The organism is Nonomuraea sp. NPDC001684 (assembly GCF_053596515.1).
The window spans coordinates 1-21,921 of the sequence record NZ_JBSFGJ010000043.1 but is presented as its reverse complement, the minus strand read 5'-3'; the positions used below and the strand labels follow the sequence as shown (position 1 = coordinate 21,921).

At 70.9% G+C, this 21,921-nt stretch carries 23 protein-coding genes, 1 tRNA gene and 1 pseudogene; 15 read left to right on the top strand and 10 right to left on the bottom strand.

Going from position 1 to position 21,921, the window contains the following annotated elements; translation table 11 throughout:
- Positions 1-1,517: 1,517 nt before the first annotated feature.
- Together ACWCSD_RS11750 and ACWCSD_RS11745 are read right to left on the bottom strand one after the other, a co-directional pair.
- Positions 1,518-2,354 (bottom strand): ABC transporter permease, encoded by an 837-nt coding sequence (locus ACWCSD_RS11750; RefSeq protein ID WP_397154918.1) that lies wholly within the window; start codon positions 2,352-2,354, stop codon positions 1,518-1,520.
- On the bottom strand, positions 2,351-3,376 hold the full coding sequence (locus tag ACWCSD_RS11745; RefSeq protein ID WP_397154920.1) for an ATP-binding cassette domain-containing protein: 1,026 nt from the start codon (positions 3,374-3,376) through the stop codon (positions 2,351-2,353). The genes ACWCSD_RS11750 and ACWCSD_RS11745 overlap by 4 nt, the downstream gene beginning before the upstream one ends.
- A gap of 74 nt (positions 3,377-3,450) precedes the next feature.
- On the opposite strand from ACWCSD_RS11745, the gene ACWCSD_RS11740 reads away from it, so the two are divergent.
- Together ACWCSD_RS11740 and ACWCSD_RS11735 are read left to right on the top strand one after the other, a co-directional pair.
- On the top strand, positions 3,451-4,029 hold the full coding sequence (locus tag ACWCSD_RS11740) for a shikimate kinase (RefSeq protein WP_397154922.1): 579 nt from the start codon (positions 3,451-3,453) through the stop codon (positions 4,027-4,029).
- Between the two features lie 157 nt (positions 4,030-4,186).
- Positions 4,187-4,393: a hypothetical protein gene (locus ACWCSD_RS11735; RefSeq protein ID WP_397154924.1), complete on the top strand. Its 207-nt coding sequence runs from the start codon at positions 4,187-4,189 to the stop codon at positions 4,391-4,393.
- A 104-nt stretch (positions 4,394-4,497) separates the two neighbouring features.
- On the opposite strand, the pseudogene ACWCSD_RS11730 reads toward ACWCSD_RS11735, so the two are convergent.
- Positions 4,498-5,121 (bottom strand): annotated as a pseudogene (locus tag ACWCSD_RS11730) (serine hydrolase domain-containing protein); the annotation flags it as partial.
- A 238-nt stretch (positions 5,122-5,359) separates the two neighbouring features.
- Here ACWCSD_RS11730 and ACWCSD_RS11725 point away from each other — a divergent pair.
- Together ACWCSD_RS11725 and ACWCSD_RS11720 are read left to right on the top strand one after the other, a co-directional pair.
- Positions 5,360-6,067, top strand: a complete 708-nt coding sequence (locus ACWCSD_RS11725) for a PAS domain S-box protein (RefSeq protein ID WP_387672213.1) — start codon at positions 5,360-5,362, stop codon at positions 6,065-6,067.
- A complete protein-coding gene (locus tag ACWCSD_RS11720) occupies positions 6,051-6,509 on the top strand; it encodes a hypothetical protein (protein ID WP_387672111.1) in 459 nt (152 codons plus the stop codon). The genes ACWCSD_RS11725 and ACWCSD_RS11720 overlap by 17 nt, the downstream gene beginning before the upstream one ends.
- Here ACWCSD_RS11720 and ACWCSD_RS11715 read toward each other — a convergent pair.
- From ACWCSD_RS11715 to ACWCSD_RS11705, 3 genes are all read right to left on the bottom strand, one after another.
- Entirely contained in the window at positions 6,506-7,501 is a 996-nt protein-coding gene (locus ACWCSD_RS11715; RefSeq protein WP_397154926.1) for an LLM class flavin-dependent oxidoreductase, read from the bottom strand. The two genes, ACWCSD_RS11720 and ACWCSD_RS11715, sit on opposite strands and share 4 nt — an antisense overlap.
- Before the next feature lie 129 nt (positions 7,502-7,630).
- Positions 7,631-8,965, bottom strand: a complete 1,335-nt coding sequence (locus ACWCSD_RS11710; RefSeq protein WP_449914244.1) for a glycoside hydrolase family 6 protein — start codon at positions 8,963-8,965, stop codon at positions 7,631-7,633.
- Positions 8,966-9,109: 144 nt separating this feature from the next.
- Positions 9,110-9,670 (bottom strand): TetR/AcrR family transcriptional regulator, encoded by a 561-nt coding sequence (locus ACWCSD_RS11705; RefSeq protein ID WP_387672102.1) that lies wholly within the window; start codon positions 9,668-9,670, stop codon positions 9,110-9,112.
- A 98-nt stretch (positions 9,671-9,768) separates the two neighbouring features.
- On the opposite strand from ACWCSD_RS11705, the gene ACWCSD_RS11700 reads away from it, so the two are divergent.
- Genes ACWCSD_RS11700 through ACWCSD_RS11675 form a run of 6 tightly spaced genes read left to right on the top strand, consistent with a single transcriptional unit; the run spans position 9,769 to position 14,340 of the window.
- Positions 9,769-11,568 carry an MDR family MFS transporter gene (locus ACWCSD_RS11700; protein ID WP_387672099.1) on the top strand — a complete coding sequence of 600 codons (1,800 nt, stop codon included), beginning with the start codon at positions 9,769-9,771 and terminating at the stop codon, positions 11,566-11,568.
- The gene (locus ACWCSD_RS11695; RefSeq protein ID WP_449914240.1) at positions 11,565-11,990 is read left to right on the top strand and encodes a hypothetical protein; all 426 of its coding nucleotides are present in this window, start codon (positions 11,565-11,567) and stop codon (positions 11,988-11,990) included. Before ACWCSD_RS11700 ends, ACWCSD_RS11695 begins: the two co-directional genes overlap by 4 nt.
- On the top strand, positions 11,987-12,223 hold the full coding sequence (locus ACWCSD_RS11690; RefSeq protein ID WP_358290947.1) for a hypothetical protein: 237 nt from the start codon (positions 11,987-11,989) through the stop codon (positions 12,221-12,223). The genes ACWCSD_RS11695 and ACWCSD_RS11690 overlap by 4 nt, the downstream gene beginning before the upstream one ends.
- A gap of 13 nt (positions 12,224-12,236) precedes the next feature.
- On the top strand, positions 12,237-12,722 hold the full coding sequence (locus tag ACWCSD_RS11685; protein ID WP_397154935.1) for a universal stress protein: 486 nt from the start codon (positions 12,237-12,239) through the stop codon (positions 12,720-12,722).
- A gap of 29 nt (positions 12,723-12,751) precedes the next feature.
- Entirely contained in the window at positions 12,752-13,483 is a 732-nt protein-coding gene (locus ACWCSD_RS11680) for a M15 family metallopeptidase (RefSeq protein WP_387672088.1), read from the top strand.
- 11 nt (positions 13,484-13,494) lie between these two features.
- Entirely contained in the window at positions 13,495-14,340 is an 846-nt protein-coding gene (locus ACWCSD_RS11675) for an NUDIX hydrolase (protein WP_449914235.1), read from the top strand.
- A gap of 44 nt (positions 14,341-14,384) precedes the next feature.
- Here the strand turns inward: ACWCSD_RS11675 and ACWCSD_RS11670 are convergent, their stop codons facing one another.
- The gene (locus tag ACWCSD_RS11670; RefSeq protein WP_397154941.1) at positions 14,385-14,720 is read right to left on the bottom strand and encodes an STAS domain-containing protein; all 336 of its coding nucleotides are present in this window, start codon (positions 14,718-14,720) and stop codon (positions 14,385-14,387) included.
- Between the two features lie 36 nt (positions 14,721-14,756).
- Here ACWCSD_RS11670 and ACWCSD_RS11665 point away from each other — a divergent pair.
- Positions 14,757-14,843 (top strand) — tRNA-Ser (locus tag ACWCSD_RS11665).
- Between the two features lies 1 nt (position 14,844).
- Here the strand turns inward: ACWCSD_RS11665 and ACWCSD_RS11660 are convergent.
- A complete protein-coding gene (locus ACWCSD_RS11660; protein ID WP_449914231.1) occupies positions 14,845-16,971 on the bottom strand; it encodes a nucleotide-binding protein in 2,127 nt (708 codons plus the stop codon).
- A gap of 114 nt (positions 16,972-17,085) precedes the next feature.
- Between ACWCSD_RS11660 and ACWCSD_RS11655 the strand changes: the two genes are divergently transcribed.
- Both ACWCSD_RS11655 and ACWCSD_RS11650 read left to right on the top strand, forming a co-directional pair.
- Positions 17,086-18,042: an NAD(P)H-quinone oxidoreductase gene (locus ACWCSD_RS11655; RefSeq protein ID WP_397154945.1), complete on the top strand. Its 957-nt coding sequence runs from the start codon at positions 17,086-17,088 to the stop codon at positions 18,040-18,042.
- A gap of 5 nt (positions 18,043-18,047) precedes the next feature.
- A complete protein-coding gene (locus ACWCSD_RS11650) occupies positions 18,048-18,560 on the top strand; it encodes a bacterial proteasome activator family protein (RefSeq protein WP_352318235.1) in 513 nt (170 codons plus the stop codon).
- Here ACWCSD_RS11650 and ACWCSD_RS11645 read toward each other — a convergent pair.
- A complete protein-coding gene (locus ACWCSD_RS11645) occupies positions 18,551-19,357 on the bottom strand; it encodes an HAD family hydrolase (RefSeq protein WP_397154947.1) in 807 nt (268 codons plus the stop codon). The genes ACWCSD_RS11650 and ACWCSD_RS11645 overlap by 10 nt on opposite strands.
- 223 nt (positions 19,358-19,580) lie before the next feature.
- Between ACWCSD_RS11645 and ACWCSD_RS11640 the strand changes: the two genes are divergently transcribed.
- Entirely contained in the window at positions 19,581-19,784 is a 204-nt protein-coding gene (locus ACWCSD_RS11640) for a cold-shock protein (protein ID WP_043619750.1), read from the top strand.
- Between the two features lie 336 nt (positions 19,785-20,120).
- A complete protein-coding gene (locus ACWCSD_RS11635) occupies positions 20,121-21,488 on the top strand; it encodes a hypothetical protein (protein WP_449914227.1) in 1,368 nt (455 codons plus the stop codon).
- On the opposite strand, the gene ACWCSD_RS11630 is transcribed toward ACWCSD_RS11635, so the two are convergent.
- A partial coding sequence (locus ACWCSD_RS11630; protein WP_449914224.1) for an aminoacyl--tRNA ligase-related protein occupies positions 21,452-21,921 on the bottom strand: 470 nt, incomplete at its 5' end. The two genes, ACWCSD_RS11635 and ACWCSD_RS11630, sit on opposite strands and share 37 nt — an antisense overlap.

Sequence of the window (21,921 nt, the reverse complement as noted above, 5' to 3'; positions counted from 1 at the left end):
AGACGGCGTACGGCCTGCGCTACCGGATGCTGGAGACCGTCAGGGAGTTCGGGCGGCTGCGGCTGAAGGAGGCCGGCGAGGAGGCGGCGGCACGCGCGGCGCAGCGGAAGTGGGCCACGGCGTACGCCCTCGCACACGCCTACACGCTGTTCGGCCCGGGGCAGTACGAGTCGGTCGACGCGCTGCGCGCGGAGGAGGGCAACCTCGCCGACCTGCTCCGGCAGGCACTCGGCGAGCCTGACCCGGCCGCGACGGTCCAGTTGCTGGCCGGTGTGGGCTCGCTGTGGTCGATCCGCGGCGACCACACCCGGATCTTCGTCCACCGGGAGGCGATCGGCCAGGCGCTCAAGGGCTGGACGCCGCCACCGCCGCTCGTCGAGGTGACCAGGGCCGCCCTGCTGATCACGCTGATGAACACCATCGCCGTGACCGACCGCGCCCACGATCCCCTGCGCCTGCTCCTTGAGGAGCTGCCGGGAACCGGCGAGACCGATCCCCGCCTGGGGGCCATGACCACGGTGGCGCTCGCATGGGACCGGGACGACGCCCACCGCAAGCTTCTGGAGCTGCGCCGCAGCCCCGACCGCGACGTGGCGCTGGCCGCGGCGCAGGCGAGCATCCACGTCCTGGAGAACGTCGGGGAGGTGCACCAGGCGATCGGGGCCGCCGAGCAGGCCCTGTCGCTGCTCCGCGACAGTGAGGGCCCGTGGATCGGCGCGGTCGCGCACGCCGTGCTGGCCCAGCTGTACATGCAGCTCGGCGACCGCGGGCGGGCGGTCGGTCACGCGCGGACCGCGCTGCCGGTGCTGCGCCGGCTCGGCGCCGTCGACGACGAGGCCCAGCTCCGCTCGGTCCTGCTGATCTCGGCGCTGGCCGACGGCGATCTCGACGCCGCCGAGGCCGAACTGGCCGGCATCAACGGGATCAGCGAGGGCGACACCGTGCTCGGCGGCGCGGCGATCGACTCGCTCTGCGCGGCCGAGATCGCCCTCGCCCGCGGGGAGACGTCCGCGGCGCTGGTGCACTACCGCAGGGCGGTCGAGCGGGCGCGCGACCTGCGTCCGCCGGGGGTGCCGTACGAGGGGGCCACGTCCTGGTCGGTCGTCGCGGAGTCGATCGCGCTGACGGCGTACGCCCACCACGCCGGGCCGCGGGAGGTCCGGTACGGCGCGGAGCTGTTCGCCGCCGCGCGGGGCTACGACCTGCTGATCGTGACGAACCCGGTCCTCGACTTCCCGGTGTGCGGCTCGATGTTGTTCGCGCTCGGGACGTGGGGGCTGCTGCGGCAGGCCGTGGCGGCGCGCGACGCGATCAGGCTGCTGGTGCTGGCCGAACGGTTCTCGTACAACAGCACGATGCCGAGCATGCACTTCGCGCTGATCGAGCCGCACGCGGAACGGGCCGCGCCGGGCACGCTCGCGGCCGTCCGGGCCGAGTACGGCCACCGGCGCGGCCCTGACCTGCTCGACGAGGCCCGGCGGCACGTCGATCAGGTCTTCGGCCATGACCGGCGGCGCTCACATGTGCCGCTTGTAGCTGCGCACCGACAGGGGCGCGAAGATCGCCATGACGACCGCGCACGCCAGCAGGGTCCAGGCCACCTCGCCGCTGACGAGGGCGTTGTTGGCGAGGTCCCGGGTGGCCGTGACCAGGTGTGAGACCGGATTGACCCGGACGAACGCGGCCAGCCACCCCGGCAGGGTCTCCACGGGGACGAACGCGTTGGACAGGAACGTCAGCGGGAACAGGATCATCATCGAGATGCCCTGCACGGCCTGGGCGCTGCGGGCGATCGTGCCGACCCAGGTGAAGATCCACGCCAGCGACCAGCCCGTGAAGATCGCCAGCAGGATCGCGGCCAGCACGCCGCCCACCCCGCCGCCCGGCCGGTAGCCCATCAGCACGCCCATGCCGAAGGTCAGCGTGGCCGCGATCGTGTAACGCAGCAGGTCGGCCACCATCGGGCCGGCGAGCGGCGCGATCCGGGCGATCGGCAACGACTTGAACCGGTCGAAGACGCCCTTCTCCATGTCCTCGCGCAGTTGCGTGCCCGTCGCCATGCACGTCGTCAGCACGGTCTGGGCGAGGATGCCGGGGATCATCAGCGGGAGGTAGTTCTGCACGTCGCCGGCGATGGCGCCGCCGAAGATGTAGGCGAACATCGCGGTGAACAGCAGAGGTTGCAGCGCCACGTCGAAGAACTGCTCCGGGTTGCGGCGCATCTTCTTCAGCGCCCGCCAGGCCATCGACAGGGTCTGGCTGACGGTCTCCGCCAGGGTCACGCGCCGCCGCGCGGCCTCCACGCGGTCGGCGGCCCTTACCGTCTCGCGGGTGGGGGCGATCATGGTGCTCATCGGTTCTCCTCCGTGCCGGTCGCGGCGTCGTCGTCCGTCCCGTGGCCGGTCAGGACGAGGAACACCTCGTCCAGGCTGGGCTTGGCCACGCTCACCGACGAGATCGACACCCCGGCGGTGCGCAGGGCGATCAGCACCTCGGCGGCCAGGTCGGCCTGGTCGAGCGCGACGTTGAGGCGGCCCTGCTCCGGGCTGAGCACCGGGTCGGAGCCGAGCACGCGCCGCACGACCTCCACGGCGGCGGGCACCTCGTCCGGCTCGGCGAGCAGCAACTGCAGGGTCGAGTTGCCGACCGCGCTCTTCAGCTGGTCGGGCGTGCCCTCGGCGACCTTGCGGCCGTGGTCGATGACGGCGATGCGGTCGGCGAGCTGGTCGGCCTCGTCCAGGTACTGGGTGGTCAGCAGCACGGTGCAGCCGTCGGAGACCAGGTCGCGGATGGCGTCCCACATCTGGCCGCGGGTGCGGGGGTCGAGGCCGGTGGTGGGCTCGTCCAGGAAGATCAGCGGCGGTCTGGTGATCAGGCTGACCGCCAGGTCCAGGCGCCTGCGCATGCCGCCGGAGAACTGCGAGATCGGCTTGTCGGCCGCGTCCTCCAGGCCGAACTGGCCCAGCAGCTCGGTGGCGATGCGCCGGGCGCGCGGCTTGGCGATGCCCTGGAGGCGGCTGAACAGCCAGAGGTTCTCGCGGGCGGTCAGGTTCTCGTCGACCGAGGCGTACTGGCCCGTGACGCCGACGAGCTGGCGGATCACGTGCGGGTTGGCGGCCACGTCCACCCCGAAGATCTCGGCGCGGCCGGCGTCGATCTTCAGGAGGGTGGCCAGCATGCGGAGGGTGGTGGTCTTGCCCGCGCCGTTGGGGCCGAGGACGCCGAAGATCTCGCCGGTGCGTACGTCCAGGTCGATCCCGTCCACGGCCCGGTGTGCGCCGAACGTCTTCACCAGCCCTTCGGCGTGTACGGCCGCCTCGGTGGCCGCTCTGGGGGGCGGGCCGACCCCGGTGTGCCCGAGTTCTGTGATGCTCATGGCTCCAGTGTCGGGGACGCCGGTTTCATGGCGCCCTCGACAAGGTTTCACCGGTTGCCGAGGAGAATGTACGGATGCGTGAATCGCCGTGGATGATCCTCATCGGTCCCGCCGCGGCGGGCAAGAGCACCCTGGGCGAGGGCATGGCCGCGGCGACGGGCCGGCGCTTCGTCGACATCGACGCGATCGGCGCCGACTACTACGCCGAGGCAGGCTGGGACATGGACCGGCTGCGCTCCCGGATCCGGGCCGTCGGCCGGGTCGCGGCCGAACGGGAGTGGGAGCCGGCCCGCGCCCATGCCGTGGAACGCGCGGTGGCCGACCACCCGGACGCGATCGTCGCCCTCGGGGCCGGCCACAGCCACTACACGCGGCCGGAGCTGTTCCGGCGCGTCCGGGCCGCCCTCGCCGCCGTCGAGCACGTGGTGCTGGTGCTGCCCTGTCCGGACGAGGAACGATCCGTCCAGGTCCTGCGGCGGCGCAGCCTGGCCACGAAGCAGACCGACTGGATCAGCGCCGACGGCCACGACTTCCTCGCGGAGTGGGTGCGCGACCCGGGCAACCGCACCCTGGCCACGACCGTCCTGCACACCGACGCGGACACCCCCGACCAGACCCTCGCCCGCCTCCTGACCGCGTGCGGGACCGGCTAGCGCTCGGACCCGACGGCGGTCAGGCGCCCAGGACGGCCTTTCTCTCCTGGCGGATGACGGCCTGGATGTCGAGGTCGTAGTTGCACAGGATGACCCCGACCCAGTCGCTGTCGAGGTAGATCGACCAGTTCGTGTTGCCGCCCGCGATGCCACCCCCGTGGCTGACGTGCCGCTGGTCGCCCGTGATCCCGGCGACCGGCCCGTACGCCTGGAACGCCTCCGCCGCGGGCGCGGGGCCGGGGCCGGCGAGGGGCGGGCCGGAGACCTTGGGGCGCGGGCGGCGTTGGTGCCCGGCCCGCCGTTCAGCACGGCCCCCGCCTCCAGGTGGCGGACGCCGTCCACCCGCGAGCCGTCCGACTGGTAGATGTACGGATGGGCGATGCGTGCGTCGTTGAGCCAGCCCGTCCGGGTGTAGTAGGCGGAGCGGGTCATCCCCGCGGGGACGAAGATGTTGCGGCGGACGTACTCGTGGAAGGGCAGCCCGGAGAGCGTGGCGACGAGCTCGCCGAGGATCTCGTAGCCGGAGCTGCTGTAGGTCTTGTCGGTGCCGGGGGTGTAGACGGGCTTGAGCAGGTGGGTCCGCGTCCTGACGAACCGGGTCTGCTCCTCGACGCTGTGGGTGACCAGCTTGACGTCGTCCGGGTCCTGGACGGTGAAGTCCGGCAGCCCGGAGCTGTGGGTGAGCAGTTGGTGCACGGTGACGTGCCTGGCGACCTCGTCGGGGAAGCCGTCCAGGTACGTGCCCAGCTTCTCGTAGAACCTGAGCCTGCCCTGCTGGGCGAGCTGCACGACCGCCAGCCCGGTGAACGGCTTGGACGCCGAGGCCAGGCAGTACACGGTGTCGGTCCGATTGCGGATCGACCGTTCCTTGTCCGCCATCCCGTACGAACGGGCCAGCACCGGACGCCCGCGACGGGCCAGCAGCGCCGTCCCGGAGAACTTGTCCTGCTCGGCCAGCGAACGGAGGTGACGGTCATAGGCGGCCACCCCGCCCTCGGCAGGCGTCAGCCCGCCACCGGCCGCCAGGGGCACCGCCCCGAGCAGGCCCAACGTCGTCCGCCGCGACGGCCTCGCGGATCCGGCTCCACTCATGCGCACCTCTTCTCGGACAGGTCCAGGAAAGGCATGCAACCGGTCACGGCGTTTCCCCGGTGTTTCCCGTACGGCCGCCACGCCGGGCGGACCAGCACGGTAATCTCATCGGACGATAACTAAATGCATTAATCTGACGACTGTGAGTAATGGACACGTTGTCGGTACGCCGCCGCTTCGCCGTACCCTCACCCGCGTCCTCCGCCGCGTCGGGAGGCGGGGCGCCTCCTTGACGTTCGTGGGCCTGCTGAGCCTGGCCATCGCGGCCTCGCTGGCGTTCGTGCCGGGCAACCAGCGCGGCACTCCCGGCTACGCGTCGCTGGCCGTCGTCGCGCCGTTGCCCGCCTGGGCGGCGGTCTGGTGCGCGCTCGGCATGCTCTGCCTGGCGCAGGCGTTCATGCGGTCCGACCGGGTGGCCTTCGCCGCCGCGACCGCGCTGCTCCTCACGTACGGGCTGATCTATCTGATCTCGACCTTCACCGGCGACAACCCGCGCGGCTGGGTCGGCGGGGCGGTCTGGCTGGCCTTCGGCGGCTGGATCGCGCTGATCGCCACCTGGCCCGAGGCGGTCGTGCTGGGCCGCCTGCCGGGCGGCCGCGCGGCGTCCTCGACGGCCGTCATCGTGGCCGACGCCTCGGGCACGATCCAGTCGTGGAACCCGCAGGCCGAGGCCCTGTTCGGCTGGGACACCGACGAGGCGGTCGGCAGGTCGCTGACGATCCTGATGCCGCCGCGCTTCCGCGACCCGCACACCGACGGGCTCGCCCGGGTGCTCTCCGACGGCCACTCCGACCTGGCCGGCCGGATCATCCCGCTGGTCGGCCTCCACCGCGACGGCAGCGAGTTCCCGATCGCGCTGACGGTCAACGCCTGGCACAGCGACGACGGCGTCACCTACACAGGGGTGATCCGTCCATTGGGGGGCCGCCATGTCCGCTCTGAGTGACATCCTGGTCCAGCTCGGCGTCGGCATCGTGCCGCTCGGCGTGGCCTACCTCGCCTTCCGCTCGGCGACGGACGCCAGCAAGAAGTCCCAGCAGAGCGCGTTGCTCCAGGTCGAGCACCAGGCCGAGGTCGAACGCTCAAAGGTCGACGCCGAGGCCTTCATCCGCGCCAAGACGATCTACGAGGACGCCCTGGCGCAGATGGAGAAGCAGATGACCCGGATGCAGGGCCAGGCCAGCCAGCTCGGCGCGGAGCTGGTCAACGAGCAGAGCAGCTCGGTGGCGATGCGCGACCAGATCCGCCGGTTGCAGGCCCAGATCCGGGCCCTGGAACGCACGGTTCTCGCGTTGCGCTCCCAGCTCGTGGACGCGGGGTTGTCGCCGGCGCCGCCGTCCGACCTGACCGGGCCGCATCTGCTGCGACCGCAGCACTCGGCCGACTAGGAGGCGGCGCGGGCCAGGCCGTGGGCGGCGGCCAGCAGCTCGACGGAGCGCAGCCACGCCTTCCTGTCGGGCGCCGAGGAGACGACGATCAGCTCGTCGGCCTGCGCGTGCGCGGCGAAGCGGGTGAGATAGTCCTCGACCTCGGCGGGCGTGCCGACGGCCGAGTACTGCATCATCCGCAGGATCTGCTGCCCGCCCGGCGATTCGAGCACCATGTCGGCCTCCTCCGGCGTGAACGTGCGCCCGCGCCCGAGGAACCGGCTCACCCGGTACCGCTTGGCCGTCAGCAGCTGCTCCTGCGCCTCCTCGCGGGTGTCGGCGGCGATCACGTTCACCCCGGCGATCACGTACGGCTCGGCGAGCTGCTCGGACGGCTTGAACTCGCGCCGGTAGAGCGCCACGGCCTCCTCCAGCGCGTCGGGCGCGAAGTGCGAGGCGAACGCGTACGGCAGCCCGAGCGCGGCGGCGAGCTGGGCGCCGAACAACGACGAGCCGAGGATGTACAGCGGCACGTTCGTGCCCTTGCCGGGCGTGGCGTCCACACCGGGGATGCGTGACTCGCCGGTCAGGAATCCCTGCAGTTCGAGGACGTCCTGGGGGAAGGTGTCGGCGGCGCCGGGGGTGCGCCTCAGGGCGCGCATGGTGGGCTGGTCGCTGCCGGGGGCGCGGCCGAGGCCGAGGTCGATGCGTCCGGGGTGGAGGGTCTCCAGGGTGCCGAACTGCTCGGCGATGGTCAGCGGGGAGTGGTTGGGCAGCATGATGCCGCCCGCTCCGAGGCGGATCGTCCTGGTGTGAGCGGCTACGTGGGCGATGAGCACGCTGGTGGCCGAGGAGGCGATGCTCGGCATGTTGTGGTGCTCGGCGTACCAGATGCGGTGGTATCCCAGTTCTTCGGCCCGCTGGGCCAGACCCACGCTCGCGGCCAGACTCTCGCTCGCCGTCTCTCCGTCGCCGATGTGCGCCAGATCAAGGATGGAGAGTGGAACAGTCATGGGGAACGAGCCCTTTCGCCTGGACGGTGGCCATCGGGCAGTGCAACCGTAATGGCTCTCCGCTTATTTCCCGGGCTTCTTCCCGGGCTTGTTCCCCGGGCGCCCCCGCGCGGGGGCGCCCGGGAGGCGTCAGGACGCGGTGCAGGTGAGGGCGGGCGGGGTGCTGGTCGCGGCGTCGCCGTTGGCGAGGAAGCCGAACGTGGTCGTCGCGCCGCCGGCCAGGGCGCCGTTCCAGCTCAGGTTCGTCACGGTGGCGTTGCCGGACAGGGTGCCGTTCCAGAGCTGGCTGATCGTCTGGCCGCCGGGGAACGTCCACTGGACCTTCCAGCCGGCGGTCGGCGCCGAGCCGGTGTTCTTCACGGTGACCTCGCCCTGGAAGCCGCCCTGCCACTGGCTGGTCACCTTGTAGGCGGCCGAGCAGCCGGCCGGGCCGGTGGTGGGGGTGACGGTGGGCGTGACCGTCGGGGTCACCGTGGGGGTCACGGTCGGGCTCGCGGTGGGCGAGGGCGCGGCCATGGCCAGGTCGTACGCCCGCTGCGGCACGAACTGCCCGGCCCCCGCGATGCAGCCGTCGGCCTCGCCCGGCGGCTTGACCCACAGGTAGGCGTCGATCGCCGCGTCACCCGTGTTCGTGGTGCTCCAGATGCCCGTGGCCCGGCCGGCGGGGTCGCACCACTCGCTGCCCGCCGGGCCGTTGCCGTTGCGGCTGGTGTCGATGACCGCCTTCAGCCTGGACACGCCGGTCGCCGCGATGACGCTCTTGGCGTACGACACCAGTCCCGGCGTCGCGCGGTAGTTGGAGGTGTTGAGCGCGATGCCGTCGGCGCTGCCCCCGACGTCGGCGCCGTTGAGCCTGGACGCGGCCTCCGACGGCGACAGCCAGGCGTCGTGACCGATGTCGAAGTACACCTTGACCTGCGACGACGTCGCCTTGAACTTCTTGCCCGCGTACGCCATGGACGCCTTCACCTCGGCCTGCTGCGCGGCGTTCATGCAGTTCGTCATGATGGCCAGCGCGTCCGGTTCGAGGACGACGGTCGCCGCCCGCCCGCCCAGACCGGCCGCGATCTGGTCGATCCACGCCCGGTAGGACGCGTGGTCGGGCGCCCCGCCCGCGCTCGCGCCGCCGCAGTCGCGGTTGGGCATGTCGTACACGACGACGATCGGGATCTTGCCCGCCGCGGCGGCGGCCCCCACGTAGGAGTCCACCTGGCCGCGCACGGTCGCGGGGTTGTAGCTGGCGAACCACCGGCCCTGCGGCACGGCGGCGATCCGGTCCCTGATCACCGGCGTACGGCTGTCGCCCGGGTTGGCGGCGACCCATTTGGCGGCGTTCGTCTGGGGATCGACGTAGAAAGCGGAGTCGGCGGCCTGGGCGGTGGACGAGGCGAGGACGACCGCCCCCGCCGCGGCCACGGCGGTGGCGGCGACGAGCGCCGCGAGCACGGGCCTTCTGCGAGACATGAGGTTACTCCGTCCGTAGAGTGGGAGTGGGAGCGCTCCCACGGCTCTCTCCGGATCGTAGGGAGCCCGCCCGGCCGCAGAAAGACATCCGACCGCTGCCGACCGGCTTTCCCCAGGCCACGGCCGGTCAGGGCGATGAAAGTTTCACTCCGCCAGGCACGCCTCGAACACCGCGGTCAACCGGTCGACGTCGGCCGCCGTGGGCTGCTCCGGGCCCAGCCGGCGGCGCATCGCGCCGATGCCCAGGAAGACCGCCGTCGCCATCCTGGCCCGCGCCTGGACGTCGGGCCCGTCGAGCTGCGCGGCCAGCGGATCGAGGATGGACGTGCGCAGGCGCTCGCGCACGACGTCCTGGATCTCCGGATGGGCGGCCGAACGTTCGAGGGTGCGCAGCACCGGGCTCTCGGGGTCGTGGTGCATGCGCTCGGCGGCGTATTCGGCCAGGCGTCGCGGCAGGCTCCCGTGATCGCCGGCCAGCAGGGCGACGAACGTGGGCTCGCCTTCGAGCACCGCGCCGAAGAGCCCGGCCTTGGAGCCGAAATAGCGGCCGACCAGGGCGATGTTGGCCTCCGCGGCCGCGGCGATCATGCGGACGGTGACCTGCTCGTATCCGTGCTCGCCGAACAGCACGCGGGCCGCGTCAAGGATGCGCTGCCGGGTGGCCTCGCGTCCGCGGGGCCGGGCGTCCGTCGTCGGGGCGTCCATGTTCCGAACTCTACTCAGGAATAAAGTCACTTGCCGCGCGGCTAGTAAACATGCGTATACTCAATTTGGATAAGTGCGTACGAAGGGGATGTGGTGTCTTGGTAGCCCAGGCACAGGCCGCGCCCCCCGCCCGAAGGCAGTACACCCACCGCGAGATCCTCGAAGTCATGTCCGGGCTCATGCTCGCCATGCTGACGTCGATGATCTCCACTTCCGTGGTGGGCACCGCGTTGCCGACGATCGTGGGGGAACTCGGCGGTCAGGACCAGTACTCATGGGTGGCCAGCGCCACCATGCTGACGATGACGGTCTCGACGCCGTTGTGGGGCAAGCTGTCCGACCTGTTCGGACGGAAACTGCTCTTCCAGACCGCTCTCGGTCTGTTCGTGGCGGCTTCACTGGTGGCCGGTCTGTCGCAGAACATGGGACAGCTCATCGCGGCACGTGCCGTGCAGGGCCTGGGCGTGGGTGGTTTGTCGGCACTTGCGCAGGTGATCCTGGGAGACATCGTCTCGCCGCGCGAGCGCGGCCGGTACTCCGGTTACATGGGGGCCGTCTTCGGGATCTCCACCGTCGCTGGACCGCTGCTCGGCGGGTTCATCGTGGACACCGACTGGCTCGGCTGGCGCTGGTGCTTCTACGTCGTGGTGCCGTTCGCCATCGTCGCGTTCGCGGTGGTGCAGAAGGTGCTGCGGCTGCCCAAGGTCAAGCGGAACACCTCGATCGACATCTGGGGCGCGACCACCATCACGGCCAGCGCGGCCTCGCTGATGCTGCTGCTGACGCTGGGCGGCAACGAGTTCGAGTGGAACTCGTTCTGGACCTACTTCCTGGCCGCGTTCGCCCTGCTCATGCTGGCCCTGGCGGTGCTGGCCGAGCGTACGGCCCGCAACCCGATCCTGCCCCCGCGGCTGTTCAGGAACCGCACGTTCGTGCTCACCAGCGCGGCCTCGCTGTTCGTCGGCATGGCCATGTTCGGCGCGATGATCTACCTGCCCCAGTACCTGCAGATCGTCAAGGGCCTGAGCCCGACGAAGTCGGGTCTGATGACGCTGCCCATGGTGGTGGCGCTGTTCCTGGCGGGCGTGATCTCCGGCAAGATCGTCACGAACACCGGCAAGTGGAAGATCTTCCCGGTCGCCGGTCTGGTGATCGTGGCCGTCGGCCTGTTCCTGCTCTCCCGGCTGCACGTCGACTCCAGCGAATGGCTCATCGGCTTCGACGTGGGCGTCCTGGGCATCGGCCTCGGCCTGTCCATGCAGATGCTCATCCTGGCCGCCCAGAACGGCTCCGAGCTGCGTGACATGGCCTCGACCACGGCCGGCGTCTCGTTCTTCCGCTCGCTCGGCGGCGCGATGGGCGTCGCGGGCTTCGGCGCGATCCTGACCAACCGGCAGGCCAGCGAGTTCGCCGACCTGGTGGCCCAGGCCCGCCTCCACCTGCCCAGCACCGGGCAGAAGCTGGGCAGCCCCGCCGCCATCCAGCACCTGCCCGAGCCGATCAAGGGCATCATCCTGGAGTCCTTCACCCGGGCCCTGGAGACGGTGTTCATGGTCGGCGTGCCGATCGCCCTGCTCGGGTTCGTCGCGGCGCTGTTCCTGAAGGAGCTGCCACTGCGCGGCACCACGATGCCGGCCGGCCCCAAGCCCCTCGGCAAGGACGACCTCGTCCTGGCCGGGCTGCTCCTGGAGCTCATCGCCCAGCGCGTCGAGCGCTCGAACGGCCAGCCGTCCGCGCTGCTCTCCGCGGTCGCCAGGATGGCGCCGCCCGACGGCCGCCCCGAGCGCGAACGCGCCTGGGCAGTCGCACAGAACGTGCTCCGGCCCACCTCGCGCGCCCTCATCGCGCAGGCCACGCCGGCGCAGCAAGACCTCGTATCCGGAGGAGTCTCACAATGATTCGCAAGTTCGTGGGCGCCGTAGCGGCCGCCCTGGCGGTCATGGCCGGCCTGTGGCTGATGATCGCCCCCTTCGCCCTCGGCACGCAGCCCGAGAACGCCGACTGGACCGACCCCACCACGACCGAGTTCTTCTCGGGCCTGGGCGTGACCGTCTTCGGTCTCGTGGGCGTCATCGGCTTCGTCCTGGCCATCTACGAAGAGCTCGTGATCCGCGGGCTCGTGACCGTCAGGCAGCGCGTGCAGCCGGAGCCGGAGCCCGAGCCCGTGCCCGCCGCGCCGCAGGCGTCCTCGGCCGAGCTGGCGAGCCTGCTCGCCCCGCTCGTGGAGGCGCTGCGCGAGGACATGCACAACCCGAGCCGCGGCGGTGAGCACCGTCAGAACGGCAGGACCACCCTGGTGGGTCTGGAGGAGTCCCGATGAAGGCCAAGCTGGGCATTGCCGCCCTCGTCCTGCTGTTCCTGACCGGGCTGTGGCTGGTCGCCGCGCCGTTCGCGGTCGGCTACCAGCCCCGGGGCGCCGTGTACGCGGACGCGACCGTCAACGACCTGTGGGTCGGCGGCGGGCTCGCCGCGGTCTCGTTCGTCGCCCTGGTGATCTACGCCGCCGACTCACTGCGCGAGCTGGCCCGCCGCGGCAAGCACGCGGACGCCTGACGCGAGTTCTGCCGTGTTCGGCGGTAGCACAGACCCCGGCTGGGAGCCACTGGAAGGCCGGCTCCCGGCAGGGCAGTTCGAGATCGGCAAGGACGGCGCCGGGCTGCTGGTCGTCGGCTTCGACGGGTCGGACCCCAGCCGCAACGCGCTCGCGTACGCGGCCGGCCTGGCCCGGCGGGACGCCGCCGCGCTGCTCGTCGCCTTCGTGGAGCCGATCAACAGCGCCACGTTGTGGTTCTTCGCCGGCTCCCCGGTCATCCCGGACAGCGCGGCCGACCTCACCGACGACCTCCGGGACGAGCTGAAGGGCGCCGGCGTGCCCTGGCAGTTCGTCAGCGTCCGCGGGGACACCGCCCGCGAACTGGAGGCGCTCGCCGGCTCCTACCGGGCCGACGCCATCGTGGTCGGCAGGTCGCGTTCCTCCTGGCACGCCCTGGGCGGCTCGGTGGCCGTCGGCCTGGCGAAACGGGCTCGCCGTACCGTGCTGATAGTCCCCTGACCTGGCATGACGTCGCATATGGTGGCCAGATGAAACGTACCGCCGCCATCGCGTTCGTGGTGCTCACGTCCGTTTCGTGCGCAGGGCAGGAGCCCGTCGCCTCGTCCGGCGCCACGCCCACGCCCTCCGCGCCCGCGTCCGGGACGACGTCGCCCACGACCTCGCCCACCAGCGAGCCGAGCCCGACGGCTCCGCCGCCGTTCACCTCGAAGGTCACGAAGGTGTCGCGCGAGCGGCTGCCGTACTCGTGGCGGCCCGGGTGCCCGGTGTCCTACCAGGACCTGCGGCTGGTCACCATGTCGTTCTGGGGCTTCGACGACAAGCCGCACACCGGCGAGCTGGTCGTCCGCAAGACGGTCACCGACGACATCGAGACCGTCTTCCGCAAGCTGTACGACTGGCGCTGGCCCATCCGGCAGATGAAGCTCGTCGACGTCTACAAAGGCGACGACTTCGCCTCCATCGAGGCCGACAACACCTCGGCATTCAACTGCCGTCGCGCGACCGGCTCCAGCAATTGGTCGAACCACGCGTACGGCCAAGCGATTGACATCAATCCACGCGAGAACCCATATGTCACTGCAAGCGGTGGCACAGCGCACCAAAATGCCAAGAGGTACACCGAGCGCCCAATGAAGGGTAAAGGTGTGGTAAACCCTGGAGACAAGGTCGTAAGGGCCTTCGCCGACGTCGGATGGGAGTGGGGCGGCTACTGGACGGGCGCCAAGGACCTGCAGCATTTCAGTAAGGGCGGAGGCTGAGACAATCCCTCATGGCGGCTAAGGACGGCGACGGCTGGGCCGAATGCGGGCTCGGACACAGACATTGGGGCATCCACGGAGCGTCGGGCCTGCTGCTCGTCCACCATGACCCGCTCGGCGTGCCCCACGTGCTCATGCAGGAACGCTCCTTGTGGAGCCACCACGGCGGCACCTGGGGGCTGCTCGGCGGCGCCCGCGACAGCCACGAGGACGCCGTCACCAGCGCGCTGCGCGAGGCCCACGAGGAGGCCGCCCTCGGCGGCGACGGGTTCCGCGTCCAGGGCGTCTACCTCGACGACCACGGCGGCTGGAGCTTCGAGACGGTGATCGCCGAGTCCGCCGAGCTGGTGCCGGCCAAGCCCGCCAACAGCGAGAGCACCGACCTGCGATGGCTGCCGCTGCCCGAGGTGGCCGGCCGCAAGCTGCATCCCGGCTTCGCCGCGACCTGGGACCGCGTCCAGGCCGCCATCCGTCCCGAGACGATCGTGCTCGACGTCGCCAACATCATCGGCGCGCGGGCCGAGCACGGCTGGTGGAACGACCGGCTGGGCGCGGCCACCCGCCTGCTCACCGACGTGGCGGAGCTCAGGCTGTTCCACCCGGTGTTGTCGCAGTGGTTCCCGCGGGTGGTCGCGGTGGTGGAGGGCGCGGCCAGGAGCACCCCCGAGATCCCCGGGCTGCAGGTCGTCGCCGCGACGGGCAGCGGCGACGACGCGATCGTCGACGTCGTGGCCCGGGCCAAGCCGTGGGAGCGGGTGCTCGTCGTCACGGCCGACCGCGGGCTCCGGGAACGGGTCGCCGAACTGGGCGCCGAGACCGAGGGCCCCCGCTGGCTCCTGTCACAACTGGGCCGCTGAACGGGCGGCACTGCCAAACAGGAAGCACCTCACGGGCGGCACGTCTAAACAGGAAGCACCTCGTCGAAGGCGGCCGTCAGCCCGGTCACGTCGAGCACCCGCCGCAGCACGCCGTGCACGCCGAACAGGCGTAACGAGCCGCCGTGCCCGGCGACCGCGCGCTGGTGCTCCACCAGCGTCCACAGGCCGCTGGAGTCGCAGAAGTCGAGGTGGTGGGCGTCGATCGCGAGGTGCACGAGCCCCTCGGCGGTCAGCTCGGCCAGCCGCTGCCTCAGCAGGGGCGCCGTGACCTTGTCGAGGTCTCCGGCCAGGCGCACCGTCGTGTCGCCGGGACCACGCTCCACCTCGACGCCGAGATCCGCCACCTCCTGAACGTACACCCCTGCCACCACAGCCGCTATCGTGGTGTCCGCACAGGAGGGTTCGCATAGTGGACGAGTGCAGCCGCCTTGAAAGCGGCCAGGTCAGCGATGGCCTCGTGGGTTCGAATCCCACACCCTCCGCTCACTCGCGCACACCCGCGAACCCGTCGCCCACACTGGCGGCGAGCTGCAGGTAGGCCTCCCTGGTCGCCTCCTGGAGCCGGTCGAGGTCGATCTCCGCGCCCTCCTCCAGGTGCGGGTCGTACGGCACCCTGATCACCGCGCGGCACCTGGCCGCGAAATGGGCCTCCAGCTTTCTGATGTCCACCGCCGACTTCGACCGCGGCCGGACGCTGCACAGCACCACGGTCGCGTTCTTCACCAGGTCGGCGTAGTGGTGGGCCTCCAGCCAGTCGAGAGTGGCCGAGGCGGCCCTGGCGCCGTCCACGGAAGGGCTGCTGACCAGCACGATCTGGTCGGCGAGCCCGAGCACGCCGCCCATGGCGGAGTGGAGCAGGCCGGTGCCGCAGTCGGTGATGCAGATGGAGTAGAAGTTCTCCAGCACCTGGGAGACGGCCTGGTAGTCGGCGCCGCTGAACGCCTCCGACACCGACGGGTCGCGGTCGGAGGCCAGCACCTCCAGCCGCGACGGCGCCTGCGAGGTGAACGCCCTGATGTCGACGTACCGCTTGACCTGGTCACGCTCGTTGAGCAGGTCGCGCACGGTGGCGGAGGTCTCCAGCACCAGCTTGTCGGACAGCGTGCCCCGGTCGGGGTTGGCGTCCACGGCGATGACGCGGTCGCCGCGCATCTGCGCGAGCGTCGCGCCGAGCCCGACCGTGGTCGTGGTCTTGCCCACACCGCCCTTCAGGCTCAGCACGGCCACCCGGTGGTGGCCGGTGGTCACGGGGGTGCGCGCCCTGGTCACCAGCTCGCGGCGGCGGCGCACCTCCGGCGCCTCGCCCGGCTTGATCCAGCCGCCGGACGCCTTGTAGACCAGACGTCGCCAGCCCTTCGAGGGCGCGTTGCGCCTGCCGCGCAGCAACGACTCCGGGTCGAGGCTGTCGGCGGTCGGCCTGCCGGTGAGCGGCGGGCGCTGCGGCGCGGTGAACACGGGGATGGGCGCCGGACGCCGCCGGCGCTCGTGCGGCGGCGGGATCTCCCGCTCGGCCGGCCGCCACTCCTGGCGGTCGCTCCACTGCGGGCGCTCGTCCCGCGCGGCGTCCTGGGGGGCGGGCGCCTCGGCGTGCGCGAGGTCGGGCCGCTGCGGGCGGCCCTCGCGGAAGGAGGTGTCGGACCACTGCGGCCGCTCGTCCCAGCGGGGCCGCTCCTCGGCCGGCGCGTCCTCAACCGCCTCCCTGCGTACGGGCTCCTCCGCGCGGACCGGCTCCTCTCCGCGGACGGGCTCCTCGAACCCCCGCGGCGGCTCGACGGGGGCGGACTCGGCGGCTTCGATCCGGGCGGGCTCGTCGAACACCCTGGCCGCGTCGGTACGGGCGGGCTCGTCGAACGCCCCGGGCGACTCGGTGCGCGACGGCACATCGAACGTCCTGGATGACTCGGTGCGGGACGGCAGGTCGAACGCCTCGGGCAGCTCGGTGATCATCGGCTGCGTCTCGTTCGACTGTTCGGCGGGCCGCGACCAGTCGCCGAGCGACGGCCAGCCCGGCTCCTCGCTCTCGCGCGCCTGCTCCTCGCCCTGCTGCCGGCCCTGCTCCCGGACCGGCTCCTCGCCCTGCTCCTGGCTCGGCCTCTCGCCCTGCTCCCGGCCCTGCTCGGTGTCCTTCTCCCCGCTCCCCGCCCGCTCGGGCGGCGTGAACGTCAAGGAGTAGCTGTCGGTGTCGTCAGGACGCGGCAGCGGCTTGAGCGGCGCCAGGAAAGGGTCCTCCGACCGGCCGAGGCTCACCGGCGGCACGGCCGGCTCATCCGCCGCGCTCTCCTGCCCCCTGCCGCCTTCCCGGCCCCTGCCGCTCTCCTGCGTGGCGGCCCTGTCCAGCCACTCCCCGGCCTCGCTCTCGGCCTCGGGCAGATCCTCGGCCGCCGCGTGGCCGTAAACGGAGTCGACGGCGGCGCGGAACAGCGGCGGCGTCGGCGTGTCGTGCGGCGTGGGCACGAGCAGCCACGGGTCCTTGGGGTACGGCGAAGCGACCGGCTCGTCCGCCGACGCGGACGAGGCTCCGACGGAGACGGGCGTCTCCTCCGTCTCCTTGATCGCGTCCAGCCAGGCCAGCTGTTCCTCGAGAGATTCTTCTCGATCGTGTCTTGCCACCGTGTTCCCCCTCGGGTGGGTCTAAAGGGGCAGCAAATACTTTGCAGGTTAACGCCACGCGTTCCCGCGCAGCCCGGCAACCCACAACTTCTTTGCCCGGCTACCGTGGATCGCATGCGAGCCATTGAGATCACCGAGCCGGGCGGACCAGAGGTCCTGGAATGGCGTGAGGTGCCCGATCCGGCCGTCGGACGCGGCGACGTGCTCATCGACGTGGTGGCCTCGGCGGTGAACCGCGCCGACGTCCACCAGCGGATGGGCTTCTACGACCCGCCGCCCGGCGCGCCCCTGTACCCGGGGCTGGAGGTGTCGGGCGTGGTGGCCGCGGTGGGGGCGGACGTCGAGCAGTTCAAGGCCGGCGACGAGGTGTGCGCGCTGCTGGCCGGCGGCGGTTACGCCGAGCGCGTGGCGGTGCCCTGGCAGCAGGTCATGCCGGCGCCGCGGGGCGTGCCGCTGGCGGAGGCGGCGGGGCTGCCCGAGGTGGCGTGCACGGTGTGGTCGAACGTGTTCATGGTCGGCCGGCTGCGGCGCGGCGAGACCCTGCTGGTGCACGGCGGGGCCAGCGGCATCGGCACGTTCGCGGTGCAGCTCGCCAAGGCGCTCGGCTCGCGGGTGGCGGCCACGGTCGGGTCCGAGGCAAAGGCCGAGCAGGTCAGGAAGCTGGGCGCGGACGAGGTCGTCAACTACCGCGAGGAGGACTTCGCCGATCGGGTGGAGGCCGACGTCATCCTCGACATCATGGGCGCCAAGTACCTGGCGGCCAACGTACGTGCGCTGCGCACCGGCGGCCGGCTGGTGATCATCGGCCTCCAGGGCGGCGGAAGGGCCGAGCTCGATCTCGGCGCGCTGCTGACCAAGCGGGCCTCCGTCCACGGCACCACGTTGCGCGCCCGTCCGGTCGACGAGAAGGGCGTCATCGTCCGGAGCGTCGTGGACAACGTCTGGCCGCTGGTCGAGGCGGGTGCCGTACGTCCCGTGGTCTACGCGAGCGTGCCCATGGCAGAGGCAGCCGATGCACACCGAATGTTGGATTCGGGAGAGCACGTCGGCAAGATCCTGCTAGTACGGTGAGTGTTATGAATGCTGAGGACAACAACACCCCTCACATCGTGGTGGTGGGCCCCGACTTCCAAGGTCAGGGCGATAGCGGTGATGAAGAGCGCTCGGTCACCAACCTGGTCGAGCAGCCCGCCAAGGTGATGCGCATCGGCAGCATGATCAGGCAGCTCCTGGAGGAGGTGCGCGCCGCCCCCCTCGACGAGGCCAGCCGCAAGCGGTTGAAGGAGATCCACGAGTCCTCCATCAAGGAGCTTGAGGACGGTTTGGCGCCGGAGCTGGTCGACGAGCTGGAACGGCTGTCGCTCCCGTTCACCGACGACAACGGCACGCCCCCCAGCGAGGCCGAGCTGCGCATCGCGCACGCCCAGCTCGTGGGCTGGTTGGAGGGTTTGTTCCACGGTATCCAGACCACCCTGTTCGCCCAGCAGATGGCGGCCAGGGCTCAGTTGGAGCAGATGCGCAGGGCGCTGCCCGGCGTGCCGGGTGACGAGGGCCACCGGCCGCCGAGCGGGTCGGGCCCCTACCTGTAGAGCCGTTCCAGCACCTGAGCGACGCCGTCCTCGTCGTTGGACGCGGTCACGTGATCGACCGCCGCCAGCACGTCGGGGTGGGCGTTCGCGACGGCGTACGACGTACCTGCCCAGCTCAGCATGGGCAGGTCGTTCGGCATGTCGCCGAAGGCGACCACGTGGGCAGGCTTGATCTCGTGCCGCCCGGCGAGCGTGGCCAGCGCCGTGGCCTTCGTCACGCCCTGGGCGCTCATCTCGACCAGGCCGCCGTGGCTGGAGTGGGTCGCGGTCACCAGGTGGCCCACCAGGTCGTGCACGGTCGCGTGCAGCTCGTCGGCGCCCATCTCGGGATGGAGGGCGAGCAACTTGGCGCAGGGCCGGGCGGTCAACGCGTCACGGTCAATCCGGACAACTCCGACACCCTTGCGATCCAGGCCACCGAGCCGGAAATCGGACTCATGCGCAAAACCACCTTCATACTCGACCGAAAATGCGAGACCGGACACGTTCGCTCGTAGCTGAGCGACGACTTCCCCGAGTACGTGTGCGTCGATGAGGTGAGATTCCACTATCCGTTCGGTATGGAGGTCGTAGATCAGTGCGCCGTTGGCGCATACGGCCAGGCCACGGTGCCGTACGGCGCCCGCGACCTCCCTCATCCACCTGGGCGGCCGTCCGGTCACGAAGACGAGCGCGGCCCCGGATTCCTCGACTTTCGCGAAGGCCGCAGCCGTCCGGGGAGACACGGTTCCGTCGGCGCGCAGGGCGGTGCCGTCGAGGTCGGTGGCCACTAGGCGCGGCGGTGCAAGGCTCTGCATAACAGGTTCCAGTTTGCCCGGTGATGCCGCCTGACAGAAATCTTCGTAGGGACGGGAACACCAACGCGCCAGAATGGTGTTAGATGTGATGGCGTTGTATTAGCTGATCCCGTAGTGAAAACCAGCATGACTTTGTCTGAGCCACCCCGGGTGCCTGCTGTACGACACACCGGGATCCACGAGGTGTGGGTCCCATAGATTCACATCCTGAGGGAGAGCTTTTATGGCTCAGGGAACCGTCAAGTGGTTCAACGCTGAGAAGGGCTTCGGCTTCATCGCCCCGGACGGCGGTGCGCCGGACGTGTTCGTGCACTTCTCCGAGATCGTCGGCAACGGCTACCGCAGCCTTGAAGACGGCCAGCGGGTCGAGTTCGAGATCACGCAGGGACAGAAGGGGCCGCAGGCCTCCCAGGTCCGTGCTATCTGACCTGTAGTTCGTAGTTCGCAAGTAAGGCCGGGGTCCGCATTCCAGCGGACTCCGGTCTTTTTGCTTCTCGCCCCGTAGACCGCCATCGCCTCTCGCCAAAGCCTGAGGACGCCGTGGCGGCCCCGAGAGGCGTCGGGCGACCCCTCCCCGCGTCCGGACATGTACTCGCGCCTCAGCGGCCGTCTGAAGCGCCTGCCGAACTTCTGTCCACAGGCGCATGTCGCCCTGTGGACAAAGGGGAGCTTCACAAATCAATCACGGCCTCGGGCACGGCCCAACTTCCCTCCGTCTCCGGCCATCCACCCGTATATGAGGTACGCGTGGTTATGTCACCCCGTGACCATCACCGGGGTCATCCTGCTCCTGCTCAACGACCACCTCTTCAAGCCGCTCTGGCCAGGCCTCCTCACCGGCAAGCTCAGTGACCTGGCCGGACTCGTGGTCGCCCCCGCCGTGCTGGCACTGCTCCTCGGACGCCGCGCCGACCTGGCGGCCACCGTCCTGACCGGCCTGCTGTTCACGTTGATGAAGACCACGGAGACGGGCGCCGATCTCGCCTCCCATGCCTGGAGCCTCGTGGCCGGGCCCTCGCGCGTCCTGGCCGACCCCACGGACCTGATCGCCCTGCCCGCCCTCGCCCTGGCCTGGTGGGTACGGCAGCGCAGCGCCGGCACCGACTCCCCACGCCGGCGAATCATGGTCACCGTGCCGCTGGCCGTCCTGGCCGTGACCGCCACGGCCGGGCCCGTCCCGGCATCGGCGGCCCTGTCCGTCGACGTGACCGAGTCGGGCAAGATCGTCGTTGGGACGACCGGCACGGAACACAGCTCCCGCCTCTCCGACGACGGCGGCACGACCTGGACCGACGGAACCGCCCCCGCCGCGACCCGGACGTCGATCAGCGCCCAGTGCGTGCCCGGCCGGGCGACCCGCTGCTACCGCGTCCGCCAGAACCACCTCGGCGTGGACCAGTCGGACGACGGCGGCCGGACCTGGCGGCCCTCCTGGGAACCGTCCCCCGACGCCCGCCTCCGCCTGACCAGGAAGTACGGCGCGGACGAGAGCATGCTCATGTCCTACGACCTGGCGGTCCAGGCCAGGCCCGGAGGGCACGTCGTGGTCGTCGCCAACGGCGTGGACGGCATCCTGGTCAGGGACGTCTCAGGCGCCTGGCGTCGTCTCGGCTGGTCCTACGCGCTCGACGACGTGCGGGCCGACGAGGTGGACCTCAGCCCCGAGCGGAACGTCGCGCTCTTCCTGGCGGTGTGCATGCTGCTGGGCGGCGTCGGCGCCAGGATGCGCAGGTATCAGGGCGCGTTCGCGACATCAGGGGCGATCGGGGCGCTGGCCATGTACGTCGCGCTGGACAGCGGGATCGGCGAGACGGTGTTCGTCAACCTCACCGCCGTGTTCAGCTGGGCGGTCGCGCTGGCGACCGGGCTGGCGTGCCTCGTGCTGGCCTGGGACGGCAAGCCGCAGCCGGTGAGCGCGCTGACCGGCGTGGTGGCCGCGCCGCTGGTCTACGCGGCCGTCTACCTGCCCTTCCACGGCTGGGCACGCGGCACGCCCGAGACCCACGGGACCGCCGTCACGCTCGCGGCCCTGCTGACCGGCCTGATCGTGGTCGCGGGCGTCGCCGTCATCGCGATCGACGCCCGCCGCCACTCCTACTTGGACGGCTCCAGCACGTCGAGCCCCACGTAGGGACGCAGCGCCTTGGGAACCACCACCGAGCCGTCGGCCTGCTGGTGGTTCTCCAGGATCGCCACGATCCACCGGGTGGTGGCCAGCGTGCCGTTGAGCGTGGCCAGATGCTGTGGCTTGCCGTCTTTGTCCCGATAGCGGACGGCGAGCCTGCGCGACTGGAACTCGGTGCAGTTGGAGGTCGAGGTCAGCTCGCGGTAACGGCCCTGGGTCGGGATCCACGCCTCGCAGTCGAACTTGCGCGCCGCCGACATGCCGAGATCGCCCGCCGCCGTGTCGATGATCCGGTAGGGGACCTCGATCTTGGCCAGCATGTCCTTCTCCCAGGCCAGCAGCCGCTGGTGCTCCTCGTGCGCCTCCTCGGGACGGACGTAGGAGAACATCTCTACCTTGTCGAACTGGTGGACCCTGATGATGCCCCGGGTGTCCTTGC